This window comes from Pseudomonas sp. SLBN-26 (genome assembly GCF_006715895.1).
Lineage (GTDB): Bacteria > Pseudomonadota > Gammaproteobacteria > Pseudomonadales > Pseudomonadaceae > Metapseudomonas > Metapseudomonas otitidis.
Genome location: NZ_VFOB01000001.1, coordinates 1,432,635 through 1,449,678, shown reverse-complemented (window position 1 = coordinate 1,449,678; position 17,044 = coordinate 1,432,635). Strand labels below are relative to the sequence as shown.

The following is a 17,044-nucleotide window of genomic DNA, read 5'->3' as shown; positions in this document are numbered from 1 at the left end:
CATTGTGCGATCCGGTTCATGGCGGCATTCGGCAGCGAAGGATGCAGGGCGGGACGGCGGACGGCACCCTCCGGATCGACCGCCCTTGTCCACGAGGTAGCCCGAATGTTCAACCTGCGCCGTCGCTGGCGGCCCCTTGTGTCGGCCTCGACCCTGGCCAGCCTGCTGGCCCTTGCCGCCCCCACTCACGCCCAGGAGCCCTCCATGCAGATCCGCCTCGAGCTCGACGATACGACCCTCACCGCCACCCTCGACGACACGCCCAGCACCCGCGAATTCCTCGCCCAGCTGCCGATGGAACGGGTCCTCCAGGACTACGCCGAGACCGAGAAGATCAGCGACCTGCCCAGGCGGCTGACCACCGAAGGCGCGCCCGACGGATACACGCCCAGGGCCGGTGACCTGGCCTACTACGCGCCCTGGGGCAACCTGGCGATCTTCCACAGGGATTTCCGCTTTTCCCGCGGGCTGGTGCGGCTGGGCCGGCTGGATGGTGGGGTGGAGGCCTTGCGCCAGGCCGGGCCGCTGAGGGTGGTGATCCGCCGGCTCGAACCCTGAGGACGGTAAAAGCGAAGCGGCGGCCCAAGGGCCGCCGCGGTGTTTCAGGGGGTGTACTGCTCGGTACTGACCGGTTCCAGCCAGTCCACCGCCTTGCCGTCCTGGGCGTCCTGCAGGGCGATGTGGCGCATGGCCTGGGTGGCCGTTGCGCCGTGCCAGTGCTTGACGCCCGGTGCGATGCGCACCACGTCACCCGGGTTGATGACCCGGCGCGGCTTGCCCCATTCCTGCACCCAGCCCTGGCCTGAGGTGACCACCAGGGTCTGCCCGCGCGGGTGGCTGTGCCACACCGTACGGGCGCCAGGGGCGAAGGTGACGTGGGCGCCGCTGGCCGGGCTGTAGTCGGTGGCGGTGAAGAGCATGTCCACCACCGCCTGGCCGGTGAAGTAGTCGGCCGGACCACTCTGGCTGGCCTGGGCGCCATTGGCTTGCACCTGGATGCCTTCGGCCTCGCCGGCAAGGGCCGTGCCGGTGCAGAGCTGGGCGAGCAGCAGGGTGGTGCGGAACGGGTGCTTCATGGCGATTCTCCGGTGTGGTTGGGGCCGACACCTACGCGTCGGCAAAGCGCGCCCGGGACAGAGGCAGGCTGCGTAGCCGCTGGCCGGTGAGGGCGGCCACGGCATTGGCCACGGCCGGTGGCACGCCGGGCAGGCCCGGCTCGCCGACGCCGCCCATGGGCGCACCGCTCTCGACGATGCGCACGTGTACCCGGGGCATGCGCGCCTGGGGCAGCACGGCATAGGCGCCGAAGTTGCGGGCACGTGGCTGGCCGTTCTCGTACACCACCTCTTCCAGCAGGGCGGAGGACAGGCCCAGGGCCACGGCCGACTTCACCTGCGCTTCGACGATGGCTGGGTTGACGATGGAGCCGGGGTCGAAGGCCACCCAGACGTCGTGGACCACGATCTGCCCCTGCTCGATGGACACCTCGGCGATGGTCGCCACTTCGCTGCCGAAGGGGGAGGCCATGGCCACGCCCCGGGCCCGCCGGCTGCCGTCGGCAGCGGTGAAGGGGCCGCGCTTCCAGCCACCGGACAGCGCCGCCACCGCTTCCAGCAGGGTCTTGTGCCGGGGTTGCTCGGCCAGCAGGTGCAGGCGCAGCGCATAGGGGTCCTGTTGGCCGGCATCGGCCAGTTCATCGAGGAAGGACTCGTAGAAGAAGTCGTTCATCGAGTGGCCCACCGAGCGCCAGAAACCGAGGGTGGGCGGGTGCTCCACGTACACCTGCGACACGCGCCGGTGGGGGATGGCGTAGACCTTGCCGGCCAGGCCTTCCACGGCGTTGTCGTTGGCCTTGCCCTGGACCCGGCCGAACCAGCGTTCCGTGGCGCTTTCACCCATGGTCTCGGCCACCAGCGCGTGGGGCAGCCCCTGGGCATCGAGGGTGGCCCGCAGGCGTGTCACGCCCATGGGGCGGAAGGCGTCGCGGAGGAATTCCTCCTCGCGGGTCCAGATCAGCTTGATCGGCGCCTTCACCGCCTTGGCCAGCAGGATGGCCTGGGTGAACGGGTTGGCGGTGCCGTAGAGGAAGTGCCGGCCGAAGAAGCCGCCCAGGGGCGGGGAGTGCAGGATGACCTTCTCCGGCGGCAGGCCGGCCACCTTGGCGGCAGCCTGCTGGAACATCTCCGGGGCCTGGTTGGGCAGCCACAGCTCCAGGGTGCCGTCGGCGTTGTAGCGGGCGAGGGTGGACGGCGGTTCCAGCTGGCCATGGGCGAGGTAGGGCGCGTCGTAGGTGGCTTCGATGACCGTGGCCTGCGGCCCGAACTGGGCGTCGGGCTGGCCGCTCTGCTCGGCCACCACACCCGGCCCCGGCGTGGCTGCCAGGCGCTCGCGAAAGGCCGCCGAGGAGAAGTCCGCCGGCATGGCGTGGGCGGTGCCTGCCGGTGCCTCGCGCCAACTCACCCTGAGGCTTTCTACCGCACGGCGGGCCTGCCACCAGCGCTGGGCCACCACGGCCACGGCGCCAGGCAGGCGGTGGACGGAGTGCACGCCGGGCATGGCCTTGACCTCGGCCTCGTTGGCCAGGGCTTCCGGCTCCATGCCCATGCGCGGGGCGTGCTGAACGGCGGCCAGCAGCATGCCGTCGAGCGTGAGGTCGATGGTGTAGGCCACCTTGCCGGTGGCCTTGTCGCGTGCGTCGAGGCGCTTGACTGGCTGGCCGATCCAGCGGAAGTCCTTCCTGTCGCGCAGCTTCACCTCGGCGGGAGGCGGCAGGGCGGCGGCCAGGGTGGCCAGTTCGCCATAGCCCAGGGTGCGGCCGGAGGCGGGGTGGACGACCTCGCCAGGGCGCGTGTCGAGGCTGGCCAGCGGTACGTCTAGCTTGGCGGCCGCCACCTGCAGCAGCATCTGCCGCGCACTGGCGCCCAGGCGGCGCATCACCTCGATGCTGGAGCGCACCGAGAAGCTGCCGCCGGTGAAGCGGGCACCGTTGACCAGCAGGTAGTCCGGCCCGGGTGGCGCGCACTCGACGCTGAAGCGTTCCGGAGCGATGTCCAGCTCCTCGCCGACGATCTGTGCCAAAGCGGTGTAGATGCCCTGGCCGCCCTCGACGAAGGGGCTGCGCAGCAGTGCACTGCCGTCGGCACGGATCTCCAGGAAGGCCGGCAGGCGCGTGCCGGGTTTCACCGTGGCGGCTTCGGCCGCGCGCAGCACCGGGGCCGGCAGCAGCGCGCCGAGCACCAGGGCACCGAGGCTGGCGCCGACGAACCGGCGGCGTGAGAGGTTGAGCGGCGTGCCATCGACGGGCAGCGTGCCGAGGAACTGCGACAGGTTCATGGCGGTATTCCTCAGGCCTTGGCCAGTTGCTGCACCGCATCGGCGATGGCGTTGTAGGTGCCGCAGCGGCACAGGTTGACCATGGCGTTGGTGATCTCCTGCTGGCTGGGCCTGGCGTTGCGCTTGAGCAGGGCGGTGGCGGTGAGCACCTGGCCGGATTGGCAATAGCCGCACTGGGGCACCTGGTGCTCGACCCAGGCCTCCACAACGCGCTGGCCCACCGGGTCCTGCTCGATGGCTTCGATGGTGGTGATGGCCATGTTGGCCACGGCGCTCACCGGCATCACGCAGGCGCGCAGCGGCTGGCCGTCGGCGAGCACGGTACAGGCGCCACACTGGGCCGCGCCGCAGCCGTACTTGGTGCCGGTCAGGCCGAGTTCCTCACGGATCACCCACAGCAGCGGGGTATCGGGGCTGGCGTCCACCTGGCGGCGGGTCCCGTTGATCATCAGTTCCATCGTCGTGTCCTCGGTGGGGCGTTCTGCACGCAGGAGTGGGGCCAGGTATTAGCCCAGAGACGTTGCGCCGGGGAAACGCCGCACCGCCGAATGCCCCTATGCACGGCATCGAACAATCCATTCATCGATGCCGTTCATGGCCACATTCGAGGCGGCGATATGGGCCGCATGGCCCGTCGCTGCTAGGGTCGCGAACTTTCCCGTCGTTTCAGGACACCGCCATGCAACAGCTGGACATGCTGGTCATCGAACGCGCCCTGGCCTGGTCCCGCGAGGGCCGGGTCATCTGGCTCAACACGGTGCTGGCCACCTTCGGTTCCGCCCCTCGCGAGCCTGGCTCGATGCTGGTGGCGCGTGAGGATGGCCAGCATGTCGGCTCGCTCTCCGGCGGCTGCGTGGAGGAGGATTTCCTCGAACGGCTGGTGGCCGGTGACTTCAACCAGGCGGTGACGCGCATTCGCTACGGTGACCCCGATGGACCGCAGGGCGCGCGCATCCGCCTGCCTTGTGGCGGCATTCTCGCGGTGTTGGTGGAGCGCCTGCTGCCGGTGCCGGACACCTGGGCGCACCTGGAGGCGCTGCAGGTGGCGCTGGCCGGGCAGCGTGCCTGCCGTCGCCACGTGGACCTGGAGCACGGCGGTCTGCGCCTGGAGCCGGACGATGGCCTGGGTCCCCGGGTGGAGACCGCTGCCGACGAGCGCAGTGTCGCCATTCGCGTCGGTCCGGTGGCGCGCCTGGTGATTGCCGGGATTTCCCCGGTCTCGGTGTTCTGCGCCCAGTTCGCCCAGGCCATGGGCTTCGAGGTGATCGTCTGCGATCCACGCGAGGAGGCGCTGGCGGGCTTCGCTATGCCCGGCGTGGAGGTAAGGCCGGTGCTGCCTTCGCTGTTCATCGCCGCTGATGGCTGCCATCGCGCGACCGCCGTGGTGGCCCTGACCCACGACCCGCGCATCGACGACCTGGCGATGATCGAGGCAGTGCGCACGCCGGCCTTCTACATCGGGGTGATGGGCTCCCAGCGCACCTCCCGTGCACGGGCCGAGCGCCTGCGCCGCTCCGGCGGCCTGGACGAGGCCCAGGTCGCCCGGTTGCACATGCCCATCGGCCTGGCGCTGGGCAGCCGCACGCCCGCCGAGATCGCCCTGGCGGTGATGGCGGATGTGCTGCGGGTGTACCGGGGGCGGCCGCGGGACGCGCTTTGACGCGCCCTCAGCGGGCGTCCACCTTCAGTGCGGCGATCAGCGCCGACATGGCGCCGGAGGGCTGGCGGCGGCTGGGGTAGTAGAGGTGGTAGCCGGCCCAGTAGGGGCACCAGTCCTGCATCACCGAGTGCAGGTGGCCGCTGCGGATGTAGGGCAGGGCGATGTCTTCCGGCACATAGGCGATGCCGAGGCCGGCGATGGCCGCGTCGAGGCAGTCGTAGATGCTGTTGAAGATCAGCTGGCCGGGCACCCGTACGTTGCAGGCCTGGTCGCCCTGGCCGAACTCCCAGGCCCACAGCCCGCCATAGGTGGGCAGCCGCAGGTTGATGCAGCTGTGCGCCTGCAGGTCGTCCGGGTGGTGCGGCAGGGCGCGCCCTTCGAGGTAGCGCTGGGTGGCCACCACGGCAAAGCGCAGGTCGGGGCCGATGCGCACGGCGATCATGTCCTGGGCCAGGCTGTCCCCCAGGCGTACGCCGGCGTCGAACTGCTCGGCGGCCAGGTCGACCAGCTGGTTGTTGGAGTGCAGCTCGACATGGATGCCCGGGTGTTGCGGCAGGAAGCGCTTCAGCCGGGGAAACAGCACGGTCCGCAGGGCATGGTCGGAGGCGGTGATGCGGATGCTGCCGGTGGGGCTGTCACGCAGGTCCGCCAGGTCGGCCATGCCGGCGTCGATCTCGGCCAGGCTTGGGGCCACGGTGCGCAGCAGGCGCTCGCCTGCCTCGGTGGGCGCGACGGTGCGCGAGTTGCGCGCCAGCAGGCGGGTGCCGAGGCGCTGCTCCAGGCCCTTCACTGCGTGGCTGACGGCCGATTGGGAGAGCCCGAGGTGGGCGGCGGCACGGGTAAAGCTGCCCTCGCGGGCTACGGCCACGAGGGCCACCAGGCCGCTGAAGGCATCGCGGAGAAGGTCGTCGCTCATGCGGAGGCTCCTGGGCAGGTGGGGATCAACGTGCATCACCGATGGCAGGGCCGTGCCCGGCCTGCTGGCGACCCGGTTTGCGGATGCGCCAGCCGGAGCCGATCAGCACGCCGGAGAGTAGCAGCATCACGGCGCCTCCCAGCAGGGGCGCGCTGCTGCCGAAGCGGTCGAGCAACTGCCCGCCGAGGGCGCCGCCGAGCATGATGGCCAGCTGGATGGCGGCCACCATCAGGCCGCCGCCGCTCTCCGGTTCGTCGTCGATCTCGCGGGCCAGCCAGGTGGACCAGCACACCGGGATGGCGGCATTGATCGCGCCCCAGCCGACCATGAGCGCAGCCACGGCCCCCAGCGAGTGGCCCAGCTCGACCAGGCCCAGGGTGACGACGGCCAGGGCCAGGGGCAGGTAGCGTAGCAGCGGGTAGAGGCGCTCGCGCTGAAGCATGTGGCTGGCGAAGTGGGTACCGGCGAACCCGGCCAGGCCCAGGCCCAGCAGAAGCCCCGAGAGCTGCCGGGCATCGACGCCGGTGGCGTGTTCCAGGAACGGGCGGAAGTAGGTGAAGGCCCCGAATGCGCCGGCGAAGGTGAGCATGGTTGCGAGCATGCCCAGTCGCACATGGCGTCGGCGCAGCAGGCTGAACAGACGACCCACCGGGATGCTCGCCCGGGGCGGCATCGACGGCAGGCTGTGCAACTGCCAGAGGAGGGTGGCCAGCACCAGGGGCACCAGGCCGCCGAACACCACGCGCCAGCCGAACAGGCCGCCCAGGTAGGCCCCGATGGGGGCGGCGAAGGCCGTGGCCACGGCATTGCCCATGAAGATCCAGCCCAGTGCGCGGGGCACCTCGCTTGCCGGCACCAGGCGGATCACGGTTGCCGTGGAGAGCGACCAGAAACCACCGATGGCCAGGCCAAGCAGGGCGCGGGCGGTCATCAGCAGGGTGAAGCTGGGGGCCAGGGCGATCAGCACCAGCGACAGCAGCATCAGCACGGTCATGGCCATCAGCACCCGGCGGCGGTCGTAGCGCCCGGCAAGGGGGGCGATCAGCAGGCTGGCCAGCACGGCGAACAGGCCGGAGATGGAAATGGCCTGGCCGGCCTGGCCCTGGGTGGCGTGCAGGTCCTGGGCGATGGGGGTGAGCAGGCTCACCGGCATGAACTCCGAGGCGATCAGCAGGGCAACGCAGAGGGCCAGGGAGCCGACGGCACTGCCGAGGGCGGTGTTGCCGGGGGCGGACGGGATGGGGCGCATGGGATTCTCGCGGAAAGGATGGGCCCTGGCGCTGCCTGGGCAGCACCGCGAGCGGTAGGTAGGGAAAGGCCGGAGTGGCGTTCGTTCAGGTGGGGGCCATCATAGGCAGCCGGGCACCGGCGAAGAACCGCAGGGGTTGCACGCGGCCATGAGCCGGATTGGACAATCGCGTCAGTCCGGGTGGCGCAGGGCCTCGATCACCACCTGCATGGCCCGGGACAGCTCGCGCTGGTTCGAGTAGTACAGGTGGTAGCCGGGGAAGGTGCTCCACCAGTCCTGCAGCACCGGCACCAGGTGCCCGGCATCCAGGTGCGCCTGCACCCGGTCCAGCGGCACGTAGGCCAGGCCGAAGCCGGCGACGGCGGCGCTGACGATGGCACGCACTTCGTTGAACACCAGTTGCCCGTCGACCCGGACATTCAGGGCCTGGCCGTCGTGGCACAGCTCCCAGGCCCAGAGGTTGCCGCGGGTGGGCAGGCGCAGGTTGATGCAGCGGTGCTCGGCCAGTGCCTGGGGCGTGGCGGGCGCCGGGTGCCGTGCGAGGTAGGCGGGCGCGGCCACCAGGGCGAAGGTCAGGTCCGGGCCGATGCGCACGGCGGTGATGTCCCGGGCCAGGCTGTCTCCCAGGCGCACGCCGAAGTCGAAGCGCTCCTGGACGATGTCCACCAGGGTGTTGTCGGCGTGCAGCTCCAGGTTCAGTTGCGGATAGCGTGGCAGCAGGGGCTCCAGCCGTGGCCAGAGCAGCGTCTCGATGGCGTGCTCGGTGGCGGTGATGCGCAGGGTGCCGGTCGGCAGCTCACTGAGGTCGGTGACCCGCCTCAGTTCGGCTTCGATGGCCTGCAGGCGCGGCGCGACCACGGCGATCAACTGCTCGCCGGCCTCGGTCACCGAGACGCTGCGGGTGGTGCGGGTCAGCAGGCGAACGCCGACCCGCGCCTCCAGGCTGCGGATGGTGTGGCTGAGCATGGATTGCGACATGCCCAGGCGCGCGGCGGCACGGGTGAAGCTGCGCTCCTCGGCCACGGCCAGCAGGGCGAGCAGGTCGCTGTAGGGTTCGCGGGGCATGGCGGTCCGGGCGGGGGAGGGTGTGCGGGAATTCTTGCGGGGCCTGGGCCCCGGCGCAAGGGGCGCCCGGGGTGGGCGCCCGTCGGCGGTCAGGCGGAAAGGGTGGCCGAGTCGATGACGAAGCGGTACTTCACCTCGCCCTTGAGCATGCGCTCGAAGGCGTCGTTGATCTGCTCGGCGCGGATCAGTTCGATGTCAGCGACGATGCCGTGCTCGGCGCAGAAATCGAGCACCTCCTGGGTTTCGGGAATGCCACCGATCATCGAGCCGGCGATGCTGCGGCGCTTGAAGATGAGCTTGAACACCTCCGGCGGGATATGCGGACTGGCCGGTGCGCCCACCAGGGTGAGGGTTCCATCGCGCTTGAGCAGGGCCAGGAAGGGGTTGAGGTCGTGGGGCGCCGCCACGGTGTTGACGATCAGGTCGAAGCTGCCGGCGTGGCCGGCCATCTCCTCGGTATTGCGCGACACCACCACCTCGTGGGCGCCCAGGGCGAGGGCGGCTTCGCGCTTGCCCTCGGAGGTGGTGAAGGCCACCACCTGCGCGCCCAGGGCATGGGCCAGCTTGATGCCCATGTGGCCCAGGCCGCCGATGCCGACGATGCCCACCTTCTTGCCCGGACCCGCCTGCCAATGGCGCAGCGGCGACCAGGTGGTGATGCCGGCGCACAGCAGCGGTGCTACGGCGGCCAGTTGCTCCTCGGGGTGGCGGATGCGCAGCACATAGCGTTCGTGCACGACGATGCGCTCGGAGTAGCCACCCAGGGTCCAGCCTGGCGCGTCCGGGGTGAGGAAGTTGTAGGTGCCGACCATGCCGTCGCAGTAGTTCTCCAGGCCGGCGTCGCAGTCGGCGCAGTGCTGGCAGCTGTCGACGATGCAGCCCACACCCACCAGGTCGCCCGGTTCGAGTGTCGTGACATGGGCGCCTACGGCGCTGACGCGGCCGACGATTTCGTGGCCCGGCACGCAGGGGAACCGGGTGCCGGCCCACTCGGCGCGGACCTGGTGCAGGTCGGAGTGGCAGACGCCACAGAAGGCGATGTCGATCTGCACGTCATGGGCGCCGGGCGCGCGGCGCTGGATGGTCATGGGTTCGAGCGGCTTGTCGCCGGCATGGGCGCCATAGGCGTGAACGGTCATGGTGGGCTCCTTCAGCAGGTGGGCTTACTTGAGGTGGGCGCGGAAGAACGCGGTCAGGCGATCGAAGGGGATCAGCCCCACACGGTCGTACAGGTCCACATGCCCGGCGCCGGGGATCACCACCAGCTCCTTGGGCTCGGCCGCACGGCGGTAGGCGTCTTCGCTGAACTCGCGGGAGTGGGCGTCCGCGCCGGTGATGAACAGCAGGGCGCGCGGCGAGATGGTTTCGATGTCTTCGAACGGATAGAAGTTCATGAACTTCACGTTGCTGGTCAGGGTGGGGCGAGTGGTCAGGTCCGCGCTCTGCCCGGCAGGCGTGAAGGCGCCACGGGGCGTGCGGTAGAAGTCGAAGAACTCCCGCTGGATCGGGTCGGTGTCAGGCTCAAGACGGGTGACCGTGCCGCCGGTGTAGCGTGTGGCACCGCCGGTGTACTCCACGTAGCGCTGCTGGGCGGCCTCTTCGAGGATGCGCTTGCGCTGTTCCAGCGTCAGGGAGTGGTGCAGTGCCTGGCGATTCGCCGCACCCATGTCGTACATACTGACGGTGGCGATGGCCTTCATGCGCGGGTCGATCTTGGCGGCGGCGATGGCGAAGCTGCCGCTGCCGCAGATGCCGAGCACGCCGATGCGCTCGCGGTCGACCCGGTCATGGGTGCCGAGGTAGTCCACGGCGGCACTGAAGGCTTCGGCGTAGAGGTCCGGGGAGACGGCGTTGCGCGGCTGGCCTTCGCTCTCGCCCCAGAAAGGCAGGTCGATGGCCAGGGTGATGAAGCCCTGCTCGGCCAGTTTGGTGGCGTACAGGTTGGCGCTCTGCTCCTTCACCGCGCCCATGGGGTGGCCGACGATCAACGCCGCGTTGCGGCTGCCGGGCGCGATGTCGCGGGGGATGAACAGGTTGCCGACCACGCGCATGCGGTACTGGTCGAGGAAGGTCACCCGTTGCTGGGTGACCTTGTCGCTGGTGTAGAAGTTGTCTGCCTGATGGGACATGTCTGCTGCCGTTGCCACGAGTGAGTTGAACAGGAGGCCGAGGGCCAGGAGGAAGGTCTTCATGGTCTGCTCCGAGCAGGTGCCGTGGAGAGCAGGACTCTAGGGCGCCTGCGCCGGGCCAATAAGGGGGCTTTAGCGCAGGCGGCGATGCACCAGATTGCATAATCCGGTGCGTCACAGTGGAGCGCCTCGCAACCGTGGCGCCTCGGTCGAGCTCATGGTTCTCGGGGAATTCCGCACGTTTCAGGCGTTGCCCCTGAATCGCCCGGTCAGCCGCGCAACCCGTTCGCCGAGGGGCGGGCGGTGTCCAGGTCACTGCAGTTGGGCGACAGTTCGGGCGCTACATCGTCGGGCTGGGCCATGGCGCCCGCCAGCCGCCGCACCCGCAGGTGGGGTGGTTGAAGGGGGTGTTGCAGGCATTCCGTGACCCAGGGAACTGCGCAATGGTCATCCAGTGCCCGCATCGCGTTGATGGCGCCACGGGGGCGGGTGGTGCCGGAGTGCCTGCCGGAGGCGTTCGCCCAGGACGCTGCCCTGCGGCGTTAGAAGCCTTTCGCAGCCTGAATGCAAGCCCCCCGCCGGGTGGCGGGGGGCAGGGGGGTCAGCCTTTCAGCGGGGGCGTGCGCGGCGGGACGATCCGGCGCGAGCCGGTGGACTCGAACGCGGCGGCGTAGCGCAGCAGGGCGTTGTCGTCATAGGCGCGGCCGGCGAAGGTCAGGCCCACCGGCATGCCGATGTCGGCCATCACGCCCATGGGCACGGTGACGGTGGGTACGCCCAGGTGGCGGATGGCGAGGTTGCCGTTGGCGACCCAGACGCCATTGCTCCAGGCGATGTCGGCGGATGCCGGGTTGACGTCGGCATCCGCCGGGGCCACGTCGGCCACGGTGGGGAACAGCACGGCGTCCAGGCCCTGGGCCTGCATCCAGTCCTCCAGGTCGATCTTGCGGGTGTACTCCAGGGCGCGCAGGCCGTCGGGCAGGGTCTCGATGCGGTCCCAGGGGGTGATGCCGCGCTCGGCCATGGTCACGTACTCGGCCATGCTCGCCGCCAGGTCGCCCTCGCGGTTGGGCAGGGTGCCGGGTTCGTGGGGGAAGATCTGCGGGCCATCCACGTCCTTCAGGCGGTTGAGCTTCGGATCGCCGTTGGCCTGGAGGAAGTCGTCGAAGGCCCAGGCGGTCAGGTCCCACAGCTCGTGGTGGAGGAACTCCTTGGAGACGATGCCGCGGTTGAACACCGTGGGCGCGCCGGGGCGGTCGCCCTCGCAGTTGGAAACCAGCGGGAAGTCCACTTCCACCACTTCGGCGCCGGCCGCTTCCAGGGCCTGGCGCGCCTGCTCCCACAGGGCGATGACGCTGGGACGGGTGTGGATGCGCTGGCCGGTGGGGCCGCCGATGCCGGGGTTCTCGCTGGTACCGGCGTCCGGGTCCTGGTTGATGAACATGCGCGGCACGCCGAAACGCTTGCCGGCCAGGGCTTCGGTGCCGACGGCCAGGTCCTGGTAGCGGGCGGGGCGGACTTCGCTCACCGAGGGGATCGGTACCCAGGGCTGCAGGCGCCAGAGGTCGCCGCGCTTCTCGGCGTCCTCGGCGACGATCACGTCTAACACGTCCAGCAGATCGGCCATGGTGCGGGCGTAGGGCACCACCACGTCCATGGTCGGGGTCAGCGGCCAGTTGCCACGGATGGAGATCACCCCGCGGGACGGGGTGTAGGCGCACAGGCCGTTGTTGGAGGCGGGGCCCCGGCCGCTGGACCAGGTCTCCTCGGCCAGGCCGAAGGCGGCGAAGCTGGCAGCCGTGGCGGTGCCGGCACCGTTGGAGGAGCCGGAGGCGAAGGGCGCGGTGAGGTAGCCGGCGTTGTAGGGGCTTTCGGCACGGCCGTATACGCCGCGCTGCATGCCGCCGTTGGCCATGGGCGGCATGTTGGTCTTGCCCAGGCAGATGGCGCCGGCGGCGCGCAGGCGTTCGATGGTGAAGGCGTCCCGGTAGGCCACCAGGTCCTTGAAGGCGGGGCTGCCGGAGGCGGCGGTGAGGCCCTTGACCAGGTAGCTGTCCTTGGCGGTGTAGGGGATGCCATCCAGCGGGCCGAGGGTTTCGCCTCGGGCGCGGCGGGCGTCGGAGGCCTCGGCTTCGGCGAGGGCCTCGGGGTTGCGCACCACCACGGCATTGAGGGCGGTGGCGGTGTTCGGGCCGTCGTAGGCGTCGATGCGGGCGAGGTAGGCCTTCACCAGCTCGACGGCGGTGGTCCGGCCCGACTCCAGCGCAGCGCACAGGTCGGCAATGGAAACTTCGGTTACTTCGATCATGGGGTCACCGCTGGCAGGTGCCGCGTGGCACGCGTGGTTCGGAATTCGGCGGGCAGGGCCCGGGGCTCGATGCCTCCCGGGCCGTTGGCCGGGCGAGTCGAGGCGACCTATTTAGCATCTGGCGGCGTCGGGCGGAATCTCCTGGTCGCGTTTTCGCATGTGGGTGGCCTGTTCGCGTCCGCCAGCGAGTTTTGGCGAGGCGGTTTTTCCTCTTGTAGACTTCCCCCGCCTTGTCAGAAAAGAACGCCGCATGAATCGGCCGTATCCTGCACCTGCCTTCCTGAACACGCTTTCCCTGCCCAGCATCTTCGGTCTCTGGGTGTGCCTGCTCATGGCCCTGGTGCTGGCAACCGCGCCGGCTCGGGCGGAGGAGGTGGTGGATGCCGCGGCGATGAGCGAGCAACCGCTGTCGCTGACCGACGCCCTGGGCCTGCTGGAGGACCCGCAGGCCCGCTACGGCCTGGACGATGTGCGCAGTCCGCCGCTGGCCGAGCGTTTCGAGGGTGGGAGAGCGCCGGCCAACGCCCTGGCGCTGGGCTTCACCCGTTCGGCGTTCTGGCTGCGGGTGGCGCTGCACAATCCGGGCGACGTGCCGCTGCGCCGGATGCTGGTGGTGGACAACCCGCGCGTGTCCCAGGTCGACGCCTTCCTGCCGGACGGCCAGGGGGGCTATCGCGCGGTGCTCACCGGCAGCGACCGACCGTTCGACACCCGCCTCTACCCCAATCGCAACTTCGTCTTCCCGCTGCTGCTGGCACCTGGCGAGACCCAGGTGGTGTACCTGCGGGTGGCGTCCAAGATCGGCCTGCTGGTGCCGCTCAAGCTCTGGGACGAGGCGGCCTTCCATGTTGCCGAGCGCGAGGACTACGCGATCCAGGCGTGGTACTTCGGCATCGCCACCGCGATGATCCTTTTCAACCTGCTGCTGTTCGCCGTGCTGCGCGACCGTACCTACCTGTTCTACGTCATCTACGTCGGCCTGATGATGCTGGGCTTGGCCAGCAAGAACGGCCTGGCACCGGAATCGCCCTGGGACGCCTTGCTGCTGAATTCCAACGAGGCCTATTACTCCGGCGTGTCCCTCGCCCTGGTGGGCATGCTGCTGTTCACCCGGCGCATGCTGCAGACCCGTGAAAGCCTGCCGCGTACCGACCGGCTGATGCTGGCGCTGGTGGGGCTGTACCTGCTGACCCCGGCGCTGTACTGGATGGCGCTGCCGGTGTTCGCCCGCGCGGCGGTGCTGCTGAACCTGGCCACGGCCTTGCTGATCGTCGGTGTGGCCGTGGCCTGTGCCTTCAGGCGCCAGCGCACCGCGTACTTCTTCATCGGTGCCTTCGCCCTGCTCATCGCCGGGGGTACCACCACCATCCTGCGGGCCATCGGCCTGCTGCCCACCAACGTCTTCACCGTGGACGGCATCCAGCTCGGCTCGGCGATGGAGATGATGCTGCTGGCCTTCGCCCTGGCCGATCGCTACAACGTCATGCGCCGCGAAAAGGCCCGGGTGAAGGACGAGCTGCTGCGCGCCCAGCAGCAATTGGTGGAGAACCTGCAGCAGTCGGAACGGTTGCTGGAGCAACGGGTGGCCGAACGTACCGACGAGCTGCAGGTGCTCAATCGTCGACTGAAGACCCTCAGCCTCACCGATGGCCTGACCGGCATCGCCAACCGGCGGCACTTCGACGTGATGCTGAGCCAGGCCTGGAGCCATGCGCAGCGCAACGGGGAGCCGCTGGCCCTGGCAGTGATGGATGTGGACTGGTTCAAGCCCTACAACGACCACTACGGCCACCCGGCCGGCGACGCCTGCCTGCGCCAGGTGGCCCAGGCCCTGAGCGCCACGCTGTGCCGTTCCAGCGACCTGATGGCGCGCTACGGCGGCGAGGAGTTCGTCTTCCTCGCCCAGAACAGCGGCGTCGAAGGGGCGCTGGGCCTGGCACGCCGCGTGGCCGAGGCGATGGAGGCGCTGCACCTGCCCCATGAGCGCTCTCCCCTGGGCCGCGTCACCCTGAGCATCGGTGTGGCCGCGATGGTGCCGCAGCCCGGCCAGCTCCCCGAGGTGTTGTTGCAGCGTGCCGACGCCGCGCTCTACGAGGCGAAGCGAGGCGGTCGCAACCAGGTGGTGGTCGACGGCTGACGGCTTTCGGCATTGCAGAACACCCTGCGCCGGAGGGGCCACCCTTGCATCCTGCAAATGGCAGGGTGATGTCGAGCGCACGCAAGTGGCTGATTTGCCTGGGGACCCGCCACGGGGGCGGTGTGGCATGAGGTCTGCACCCAAGGGAGGACACCGAACCCAAGGAGCCTCCCCATGAGCATCGCCATCCAGGAACTCTTCCAGGCATTCCCCGGCTACGAGATCGCCATCACCCCCCGGCCCGACGGCATGTTGCTGCTGTGCCTCAAGCACGGTGACGCAGAGCCCCTGCGCAAGGCCATCGACGGAGACGTGGTGTTCTGTGAGCAGCGCGTGCGCCGTGTCATCCGTGAACTGACTCGCGACCTGAAGCTGGCCGCCGGGGAGGTGAGCTGGAAGGGCGAGGGCAACCAGTGGGTGCGTGCCGAGCTGCCCACCTTCACCGGTGACCCCATCCACTTCACCGCCGCCAAGACCCTGTTCGCCCGCCGCGCCGTGCGCCGCCCGGGCCAGGCCCTGGCCGACGCGGTGCGTTGATCAGCGCTGGGCCACCAGGAACAGGCGCGGGAACGGCAGCAGCACGCTGCCGTCGTCCAAGGTCGGGTAGGCCTCAGCCAGTTCGGCCTGGTAGGCCGCCAGGAAGGCCTGCTGGTCGGCATCGTCCAGCGGTGCCAGGAAGGGGCGCAGCCCGGTGGCGCGGAGCCACTCGATGATGGCCCCCGGGCCGCCCGCCAGCGGGTGGTAGTAGGTGGTGCGCCACAGGTCGACGCGGGCGCCGGCCTGGGTCAGCAGGCGGTAGTACCACTTCGGCGCATGGCGCGCCTCCCGGGCGCCGGCCGCCTCGCGCAGGGCGTCCGCCCAGGGGCCGCTGGCAGCCACTTCGCGCATCAGGCGGTGGGAGTCCTCGTCGAGGTTGTCGGGCATCTGCACCGCCAGGCAGCCGCCGGGTGCCAGTTGCGCCAGCAGACGCGGCAGCTGGGTGCCATGGTCCGGCAGCCATTGCAGGGAGGCGTTGGCGAAAATCAGATCCGGTGCCACCTGGGCGGTCCACTGGGCGATATCGCCTTCGAGGAAGGTCACACCCGGCAGGCGCTGGCGAGCGGCGGCGAGCATGTCGGGTGAGCTGTCCAGCCCGCTGATGGCTGCGTGCGGGTAACGCTCCACCAGCAGCTGAGTGGAGTTGCCGGGGCCGCAGCCGAGGTCGATGGCGGTGCGTACGTCGTTCAGCGGCACCCGCGCCAGCAGCTCGATGGCCGGGCGGGTGCGTTCGTCTTCGAACTTGCGGTACTGCTGGGCGGACCAGGTCATGGCGGGCTCCTCCGACGGGAAGCGCCCATCATCCTCGCAGCCGTCTGTTCACACCAGCGAGGGTGGCTCAGATGCTGCCGGGCGGTAGAGCACCAGGCGGTAGGTGACCAGGCAGATCATCCAGTCGAACAGCAGCGTCCAGACGTTGTGCGAGAGAAAGTGCGCGCCCTGCATCATGCGTCCCAGGGACAGCACCGACCCCAGCACCAGCGCGCCCATCAGGGCCGCACGGGCCAGCCGTGGGCGGCGGTCCCGCAGGAAGAAGAACAGCGCCAGCAAGGCAAAGCCGCTGGAGGCGTGTCCGCCCGGCCAGCAACGCCCGGGGTGGTCGGTGGGCGCACGCTGGGACAGCAGCGGGGTGTAGACCTCCTCGCCACCGAAGGCCGTGAGATCCCACGGGCAATGCACCTCGGTCAGCGCCTTGAGCGGCGTGACGATGGCGGTGGACAGTCCCAGCGCCAGCACCAGGTAGCCCAGCGAGCGGCGCCAGCCGGCCATGCGCTTGAACACCAGGCTGGCGACGAAGCCCACCAGGGCGAACACCGCCATCACGATCACGGCCTGCTTGACCCGGTCATGCAGGATGGTTTCGAGGAAGTAGCTGTGCCCGCCGACGAAGCCGGTGGCCGGGTCGTAGAAGGCGTTGGCGATGGCGAAGTCCAGGCGCGTCGGGTCGAACACCAGCAAGACGGCCATGCAGACCAGGGGCAGCACCGCCCACAGGCGGAAGTTGAACGGCCGCGAGACGACCGTCGCGCGGGGCGGGGTATCGGCCTCCAGTTCGGTAGGGAAGGTGGCGTCGGGGGTGTGGTTCATGGTCGGTCCTTATACGGTCAGGCCCTCCCTGCCGGACGTGCAGGTGGGCATGGGCGCCGACCTTAAGTGTGGGCGTGTCATTTTTGCGTGAAAAACACAGCGTCGATGCCGCTGTGAAAAACC

15 protein-coding genes are annotated in these 17,044 nt (G+C 69.8%); 4 read left to right on the top strand and 11 right to left on the bottom strand.

The genetic code is table 11. The features are described from left to right. Window positions 1-105 precede the first annotated feature (105 nt). The gene (locus tag FBY21_RS06640) at window positions 106-558 is read left to right on the top strand and encodes a cyclophilin-like fold protein (protein ID WP_222119516.1); all 453 of its coding nucleotides are present in this window, start codon (window positions 106-108) and stop codon (window positions 556-558) included. A 44-nt stretch (window positions 559-602) separates the two neighbouring features. Here FBY21_RS06640 and FBY21_RS06635 read toward each other — a convergent pair whose 3' ends face one another. Genes FBY21_RS06635 through FBY21_RS06625 form a run of 3 tightly spaced genes read right to left on the bottom strand, consistent with a single transcriptional unit; the run spans window position 603 to window position 3,791 of the window. Next, complete coding sequence (locus tag FBY21_RS06635) at window positions 603-1,076, bottom strand: cupin domain-containing protein (protein ID WP_174244717.1); 474 nt, start codon at window positions 1,074-1,076, stop codon at window positions 603-605. Between the two features lie 31 nt (window positions 1,077-1,107). Continuing rightward, window positions 1,108-3,333, bottom strand: coding sequence for a xanthine dehydrogenase family protein molybdopterin-binding subunit (locus FBY21_RS06630; protein WP_142009681.1), 2,226 nt, complete (start codon window positions 3,331-3,333; stop codon window positions 1,108-1,110). 11 nt (window positions 3,334-3,344) lie between these two features. Beyond that, complete coding sequence (locus tag FBY21_RS06625) at window positions 3,345-3,791, bottom strand: (2Fe-2S)-binding protein (protein ID WP_142009679.1); 447 nt, start codon at window positions 3,789-3,791, stop codon at window positions 3,345-3,347. Between the two features lie 221 nt (window positions 3,792-4,012). Between FBY21_RS06625 and FBY21_RS06620 the strand changes: the two genes are divergently transcribed. After that, window positions 4,013-4,993: an XdhC family protein gene (locus FBY21_RS06620; RefSeq protein WP_142009677.1), complete on the top strand. Its 981-nt coding sequence runs from the start codon at window positions 4,013-4,015 to the stop codon at window positions 4,991-4,993. A 7-nt stretch (window positions 4,994-5,000) separates the two neighbouring features. Here FBY21_RS06620 and FBY21_RS06615 read toward each other — a convergent pair whose 3' ends face one another. The 6 genes from FBY21_RS06615 to FBY21_RS06590 form a co-directional block, all read right to left on the bottom strand. After that, window positions 5,001-5,909, bottom strand: a complete 909-nt coding sequence (locus FBY21_RS06615) for a LysR family transcriptional regulator (RefSeq protein WP_142009675.1) — start codon at window positions 5,907-5,909, stop codon at window positions 5,001-5,003. Between the two features lie 25 nt (window positions 5,910-5,934). Further along, window positions 5,935-7,158, bottom strand: a complete 1,224-nt coding sequence (locus tag FBY21_RS06610) for an MFS transporter (protein ID WP_174244716.1) — start codon at window positions 7,156-7,158, stop codon at window positions 5,935-5,937. A 171-nt stretch (window positions 7,159-7,329) separates the two neighbouring features. Continuing rightward, on the bottom strand, window positions 7,330-8,223 hold the full coding sequence (locus FBY21_RS06605) for a LysR family transcriptional regulator (RefSeq protein WP_142009673.1): 894 nt from the start codon (window positions 8,221-8,223) through the stop codon (window positions 7,330-7,332). 89 nt (window positions 8,224-8,312) lie between these two features. Further along, the gene (locus FBY21_RS06600; RefSeq protein WP_142009671.1) at window positions 8,313-9,362 is read right to left on the bottom strand and encodes an NAD(P)-dependent alcohol dehydrogenase; all 1,050 of its coding nucleotides are present in this window, start codon (window positions 9,360-9,362) and stop codon (window positions 8,313-8,315) included. A 24-nt stretch (window positions 9,363-9,386) separates the two neighbouring features. Continuing rightward, window positions 9,387-10,415, bottom strand: a complete 1,029-nt coding sequence (locus tag FBY21_RS06595; RefSeq protein ID WP_142009668.1) for an alpha/beta hydrolase — start codon at window positions 10,413-10,415, stop codon at window positions 9,387-9,389. A gap of 538 nt (window positions 10,416-10,953) precedes the next feature. After that, window positions 10,954-12,660 (bottom strand): amidase, encoded by a 1,707-nt coding sequence (locus tag FBY21_RS06590; protein WP_142009666.1) that lies wholly within the window; start codon window positions 12,658-12,660, stop codon window positions 10,954-10,956. 250 nt (window positions 12,661-12,910) lie between these two features. On the opposite strand from FBY21_RS06590, the gene FBY21_RS06585 reads away from it, so the two are divergent. Together FBY21_RS06585 and FBY21_RS06580 are read left to right on the top strand one after the other, a co-directional pair. Beyond that, entirely contained in the window at window positions 12,911-14,797 is a 1,887-nt protein-coding gene (locus FBY21_RS06585) for a diguanylate cyclase (protein ID WP_142009664.1), read from the top strand. A 174-nt stretch (window positions 14,798-14,971) separates the two neighbouring features. Next, window positions 14,972-15,334, top strand: coding sequence for a DUF3509 domain-containing protein (locus FBY21_RS06580; RefSeq protein WP_044404789.1), 363 nt, complete (start codon window positions 14,972-14,974; stop codon window positions 15,332-15,334). Here the strand turns inward: FBY21_RS06580 and tam are convergent, their stop codons facing one another. Beyond that, the gene (gene tam, locus FBY21_RS06575) at window positions 15,335-16,105 is read right to left on the bottom strand and encodes a trans-aconitate 2-methyltransferase (RefSeq protein ID WP_142009662.1); all 771 of its coding nucleotides are present in this window, start codon (window positions 16,103-16,105) and stop codon (window positions 15,335-15,337) included. It lies immediately after the preceding gene. Window positions 16,106-16,153: 48 nt separating this feature from the next. Then, entirely contained in the window at window positions 16,154-16,801 is a 648-nt protein-coding gene (locus tag FBY21_RS06570; RefSeq protein ID WP_253543871.1) for a phosphatase PAP2 family protein, read from the bottom strand. Between the last annotated feature and the right edge of the window lie 243 nt (window positions 16,802-17,044).

Coding starts and splice junctions, on each gene's coding strand:
- FBY21_RS06610 (WP_174244716.1), bottom strand. CDS start 7,158: ATGCGCCCCATCCCGTCCGCCCCCGGCAACACCGCCCTCGGCAGTGCC.
- FBY21_RS06605 (WP_142009673.1), bottom strand. CDS start 8,223: ATGCCCCGCGAACCCTACAGCGACCTGCTCGCCCTGCTGGCCGTGGCC.
- FBY21_RS06630 (WP_142009681.1), bottom strand. CDS start 3,333: ATGAACCTGTCGCAGTTCCTCGGCACGCTGCCCGTCGATGGCACGCCG.
- FBY21_RS06635 (WP_174244717.1), bottom strand. CDS start 1,076: ATGAAGCACCCGTTCCGCACCACCCTGCTGCTCGCCCAGCTCTGCACC.
- FBY21_RS06590 (WP_142009666.1), bottom strand. CDS start 12,660: ATGATCGAAGTAACCGAAGTTTCCATTGCCGACCTGTGCGCTGCGCTG.
- FBY21_RS06595 (WP_142009668.1), bottom strand. CDS start 10,415: ATGAAGACCTTCCTCCTGGCCCTCGGCCTCCTGTTCAACTCACTCGTG.
- FBY21_RS06570 (WP_253543871.1), bottom strand. CDS start 16,801: ATGGCCGTCTTGCTGGTGTTCGACCCGACGCGCCTGGACTTCGCCATC.
- FBY21_RS06625 (WP_142009679.1), bottom strand. CDS start 3,791: ATGGAACTGATGATCAACGGGACCCGCCGCCAGGTGGACGCCAGCCCC.
- FBY21_RS06580 (WP_044404789.1), top strand. CDS start 14,972: ATGAGCATCGCCATCCAGGAACTCTTCCAGGCATTCCCCGGCTACGAG.
- FBY21_RS06585 (WP_142009664.1), top strand. CDS start 12,911: ATGAATCGGCCGTATCCTGCACCTGCCTTCCTGAACACGCTTTCCCTG.
- tam (WP_142009662.1), bottom strand. CDS start 16,105: ATGACCTGGTCCGCCCAGCAGTACCGCAAGTTCGAAGACGAACGCACC.
- FBY21_RS06600 (WP_142009671.1), bottom strand. CDS start 9,362: ATGACCGTTCACGCCTATGGCGCCCATGCCGGCGACAAGCCGCTCGAA.
- FBY21_RS06615 (WP_142009675.1), bottom strand. CDS start 5,909: ATGAGCGACGACCTTCTCCGCGATGCCTTCAGCGGCCTGGTGGCCCTC.
- FBY21_RS06620 (WP_142009677.1), top strand. CDS start 4,013: ATGCAACAGCTGGACATGCTGGTCATCGAACGCGCCCTGGCCTGGTCC.
- FBY21_RS06640 (WP_222119516.1), top strand. CDS start 106: ATGTTCAACCTGCGCCGTCGCTGGCGGCCCCTTGTGTCGGCCTCGACC.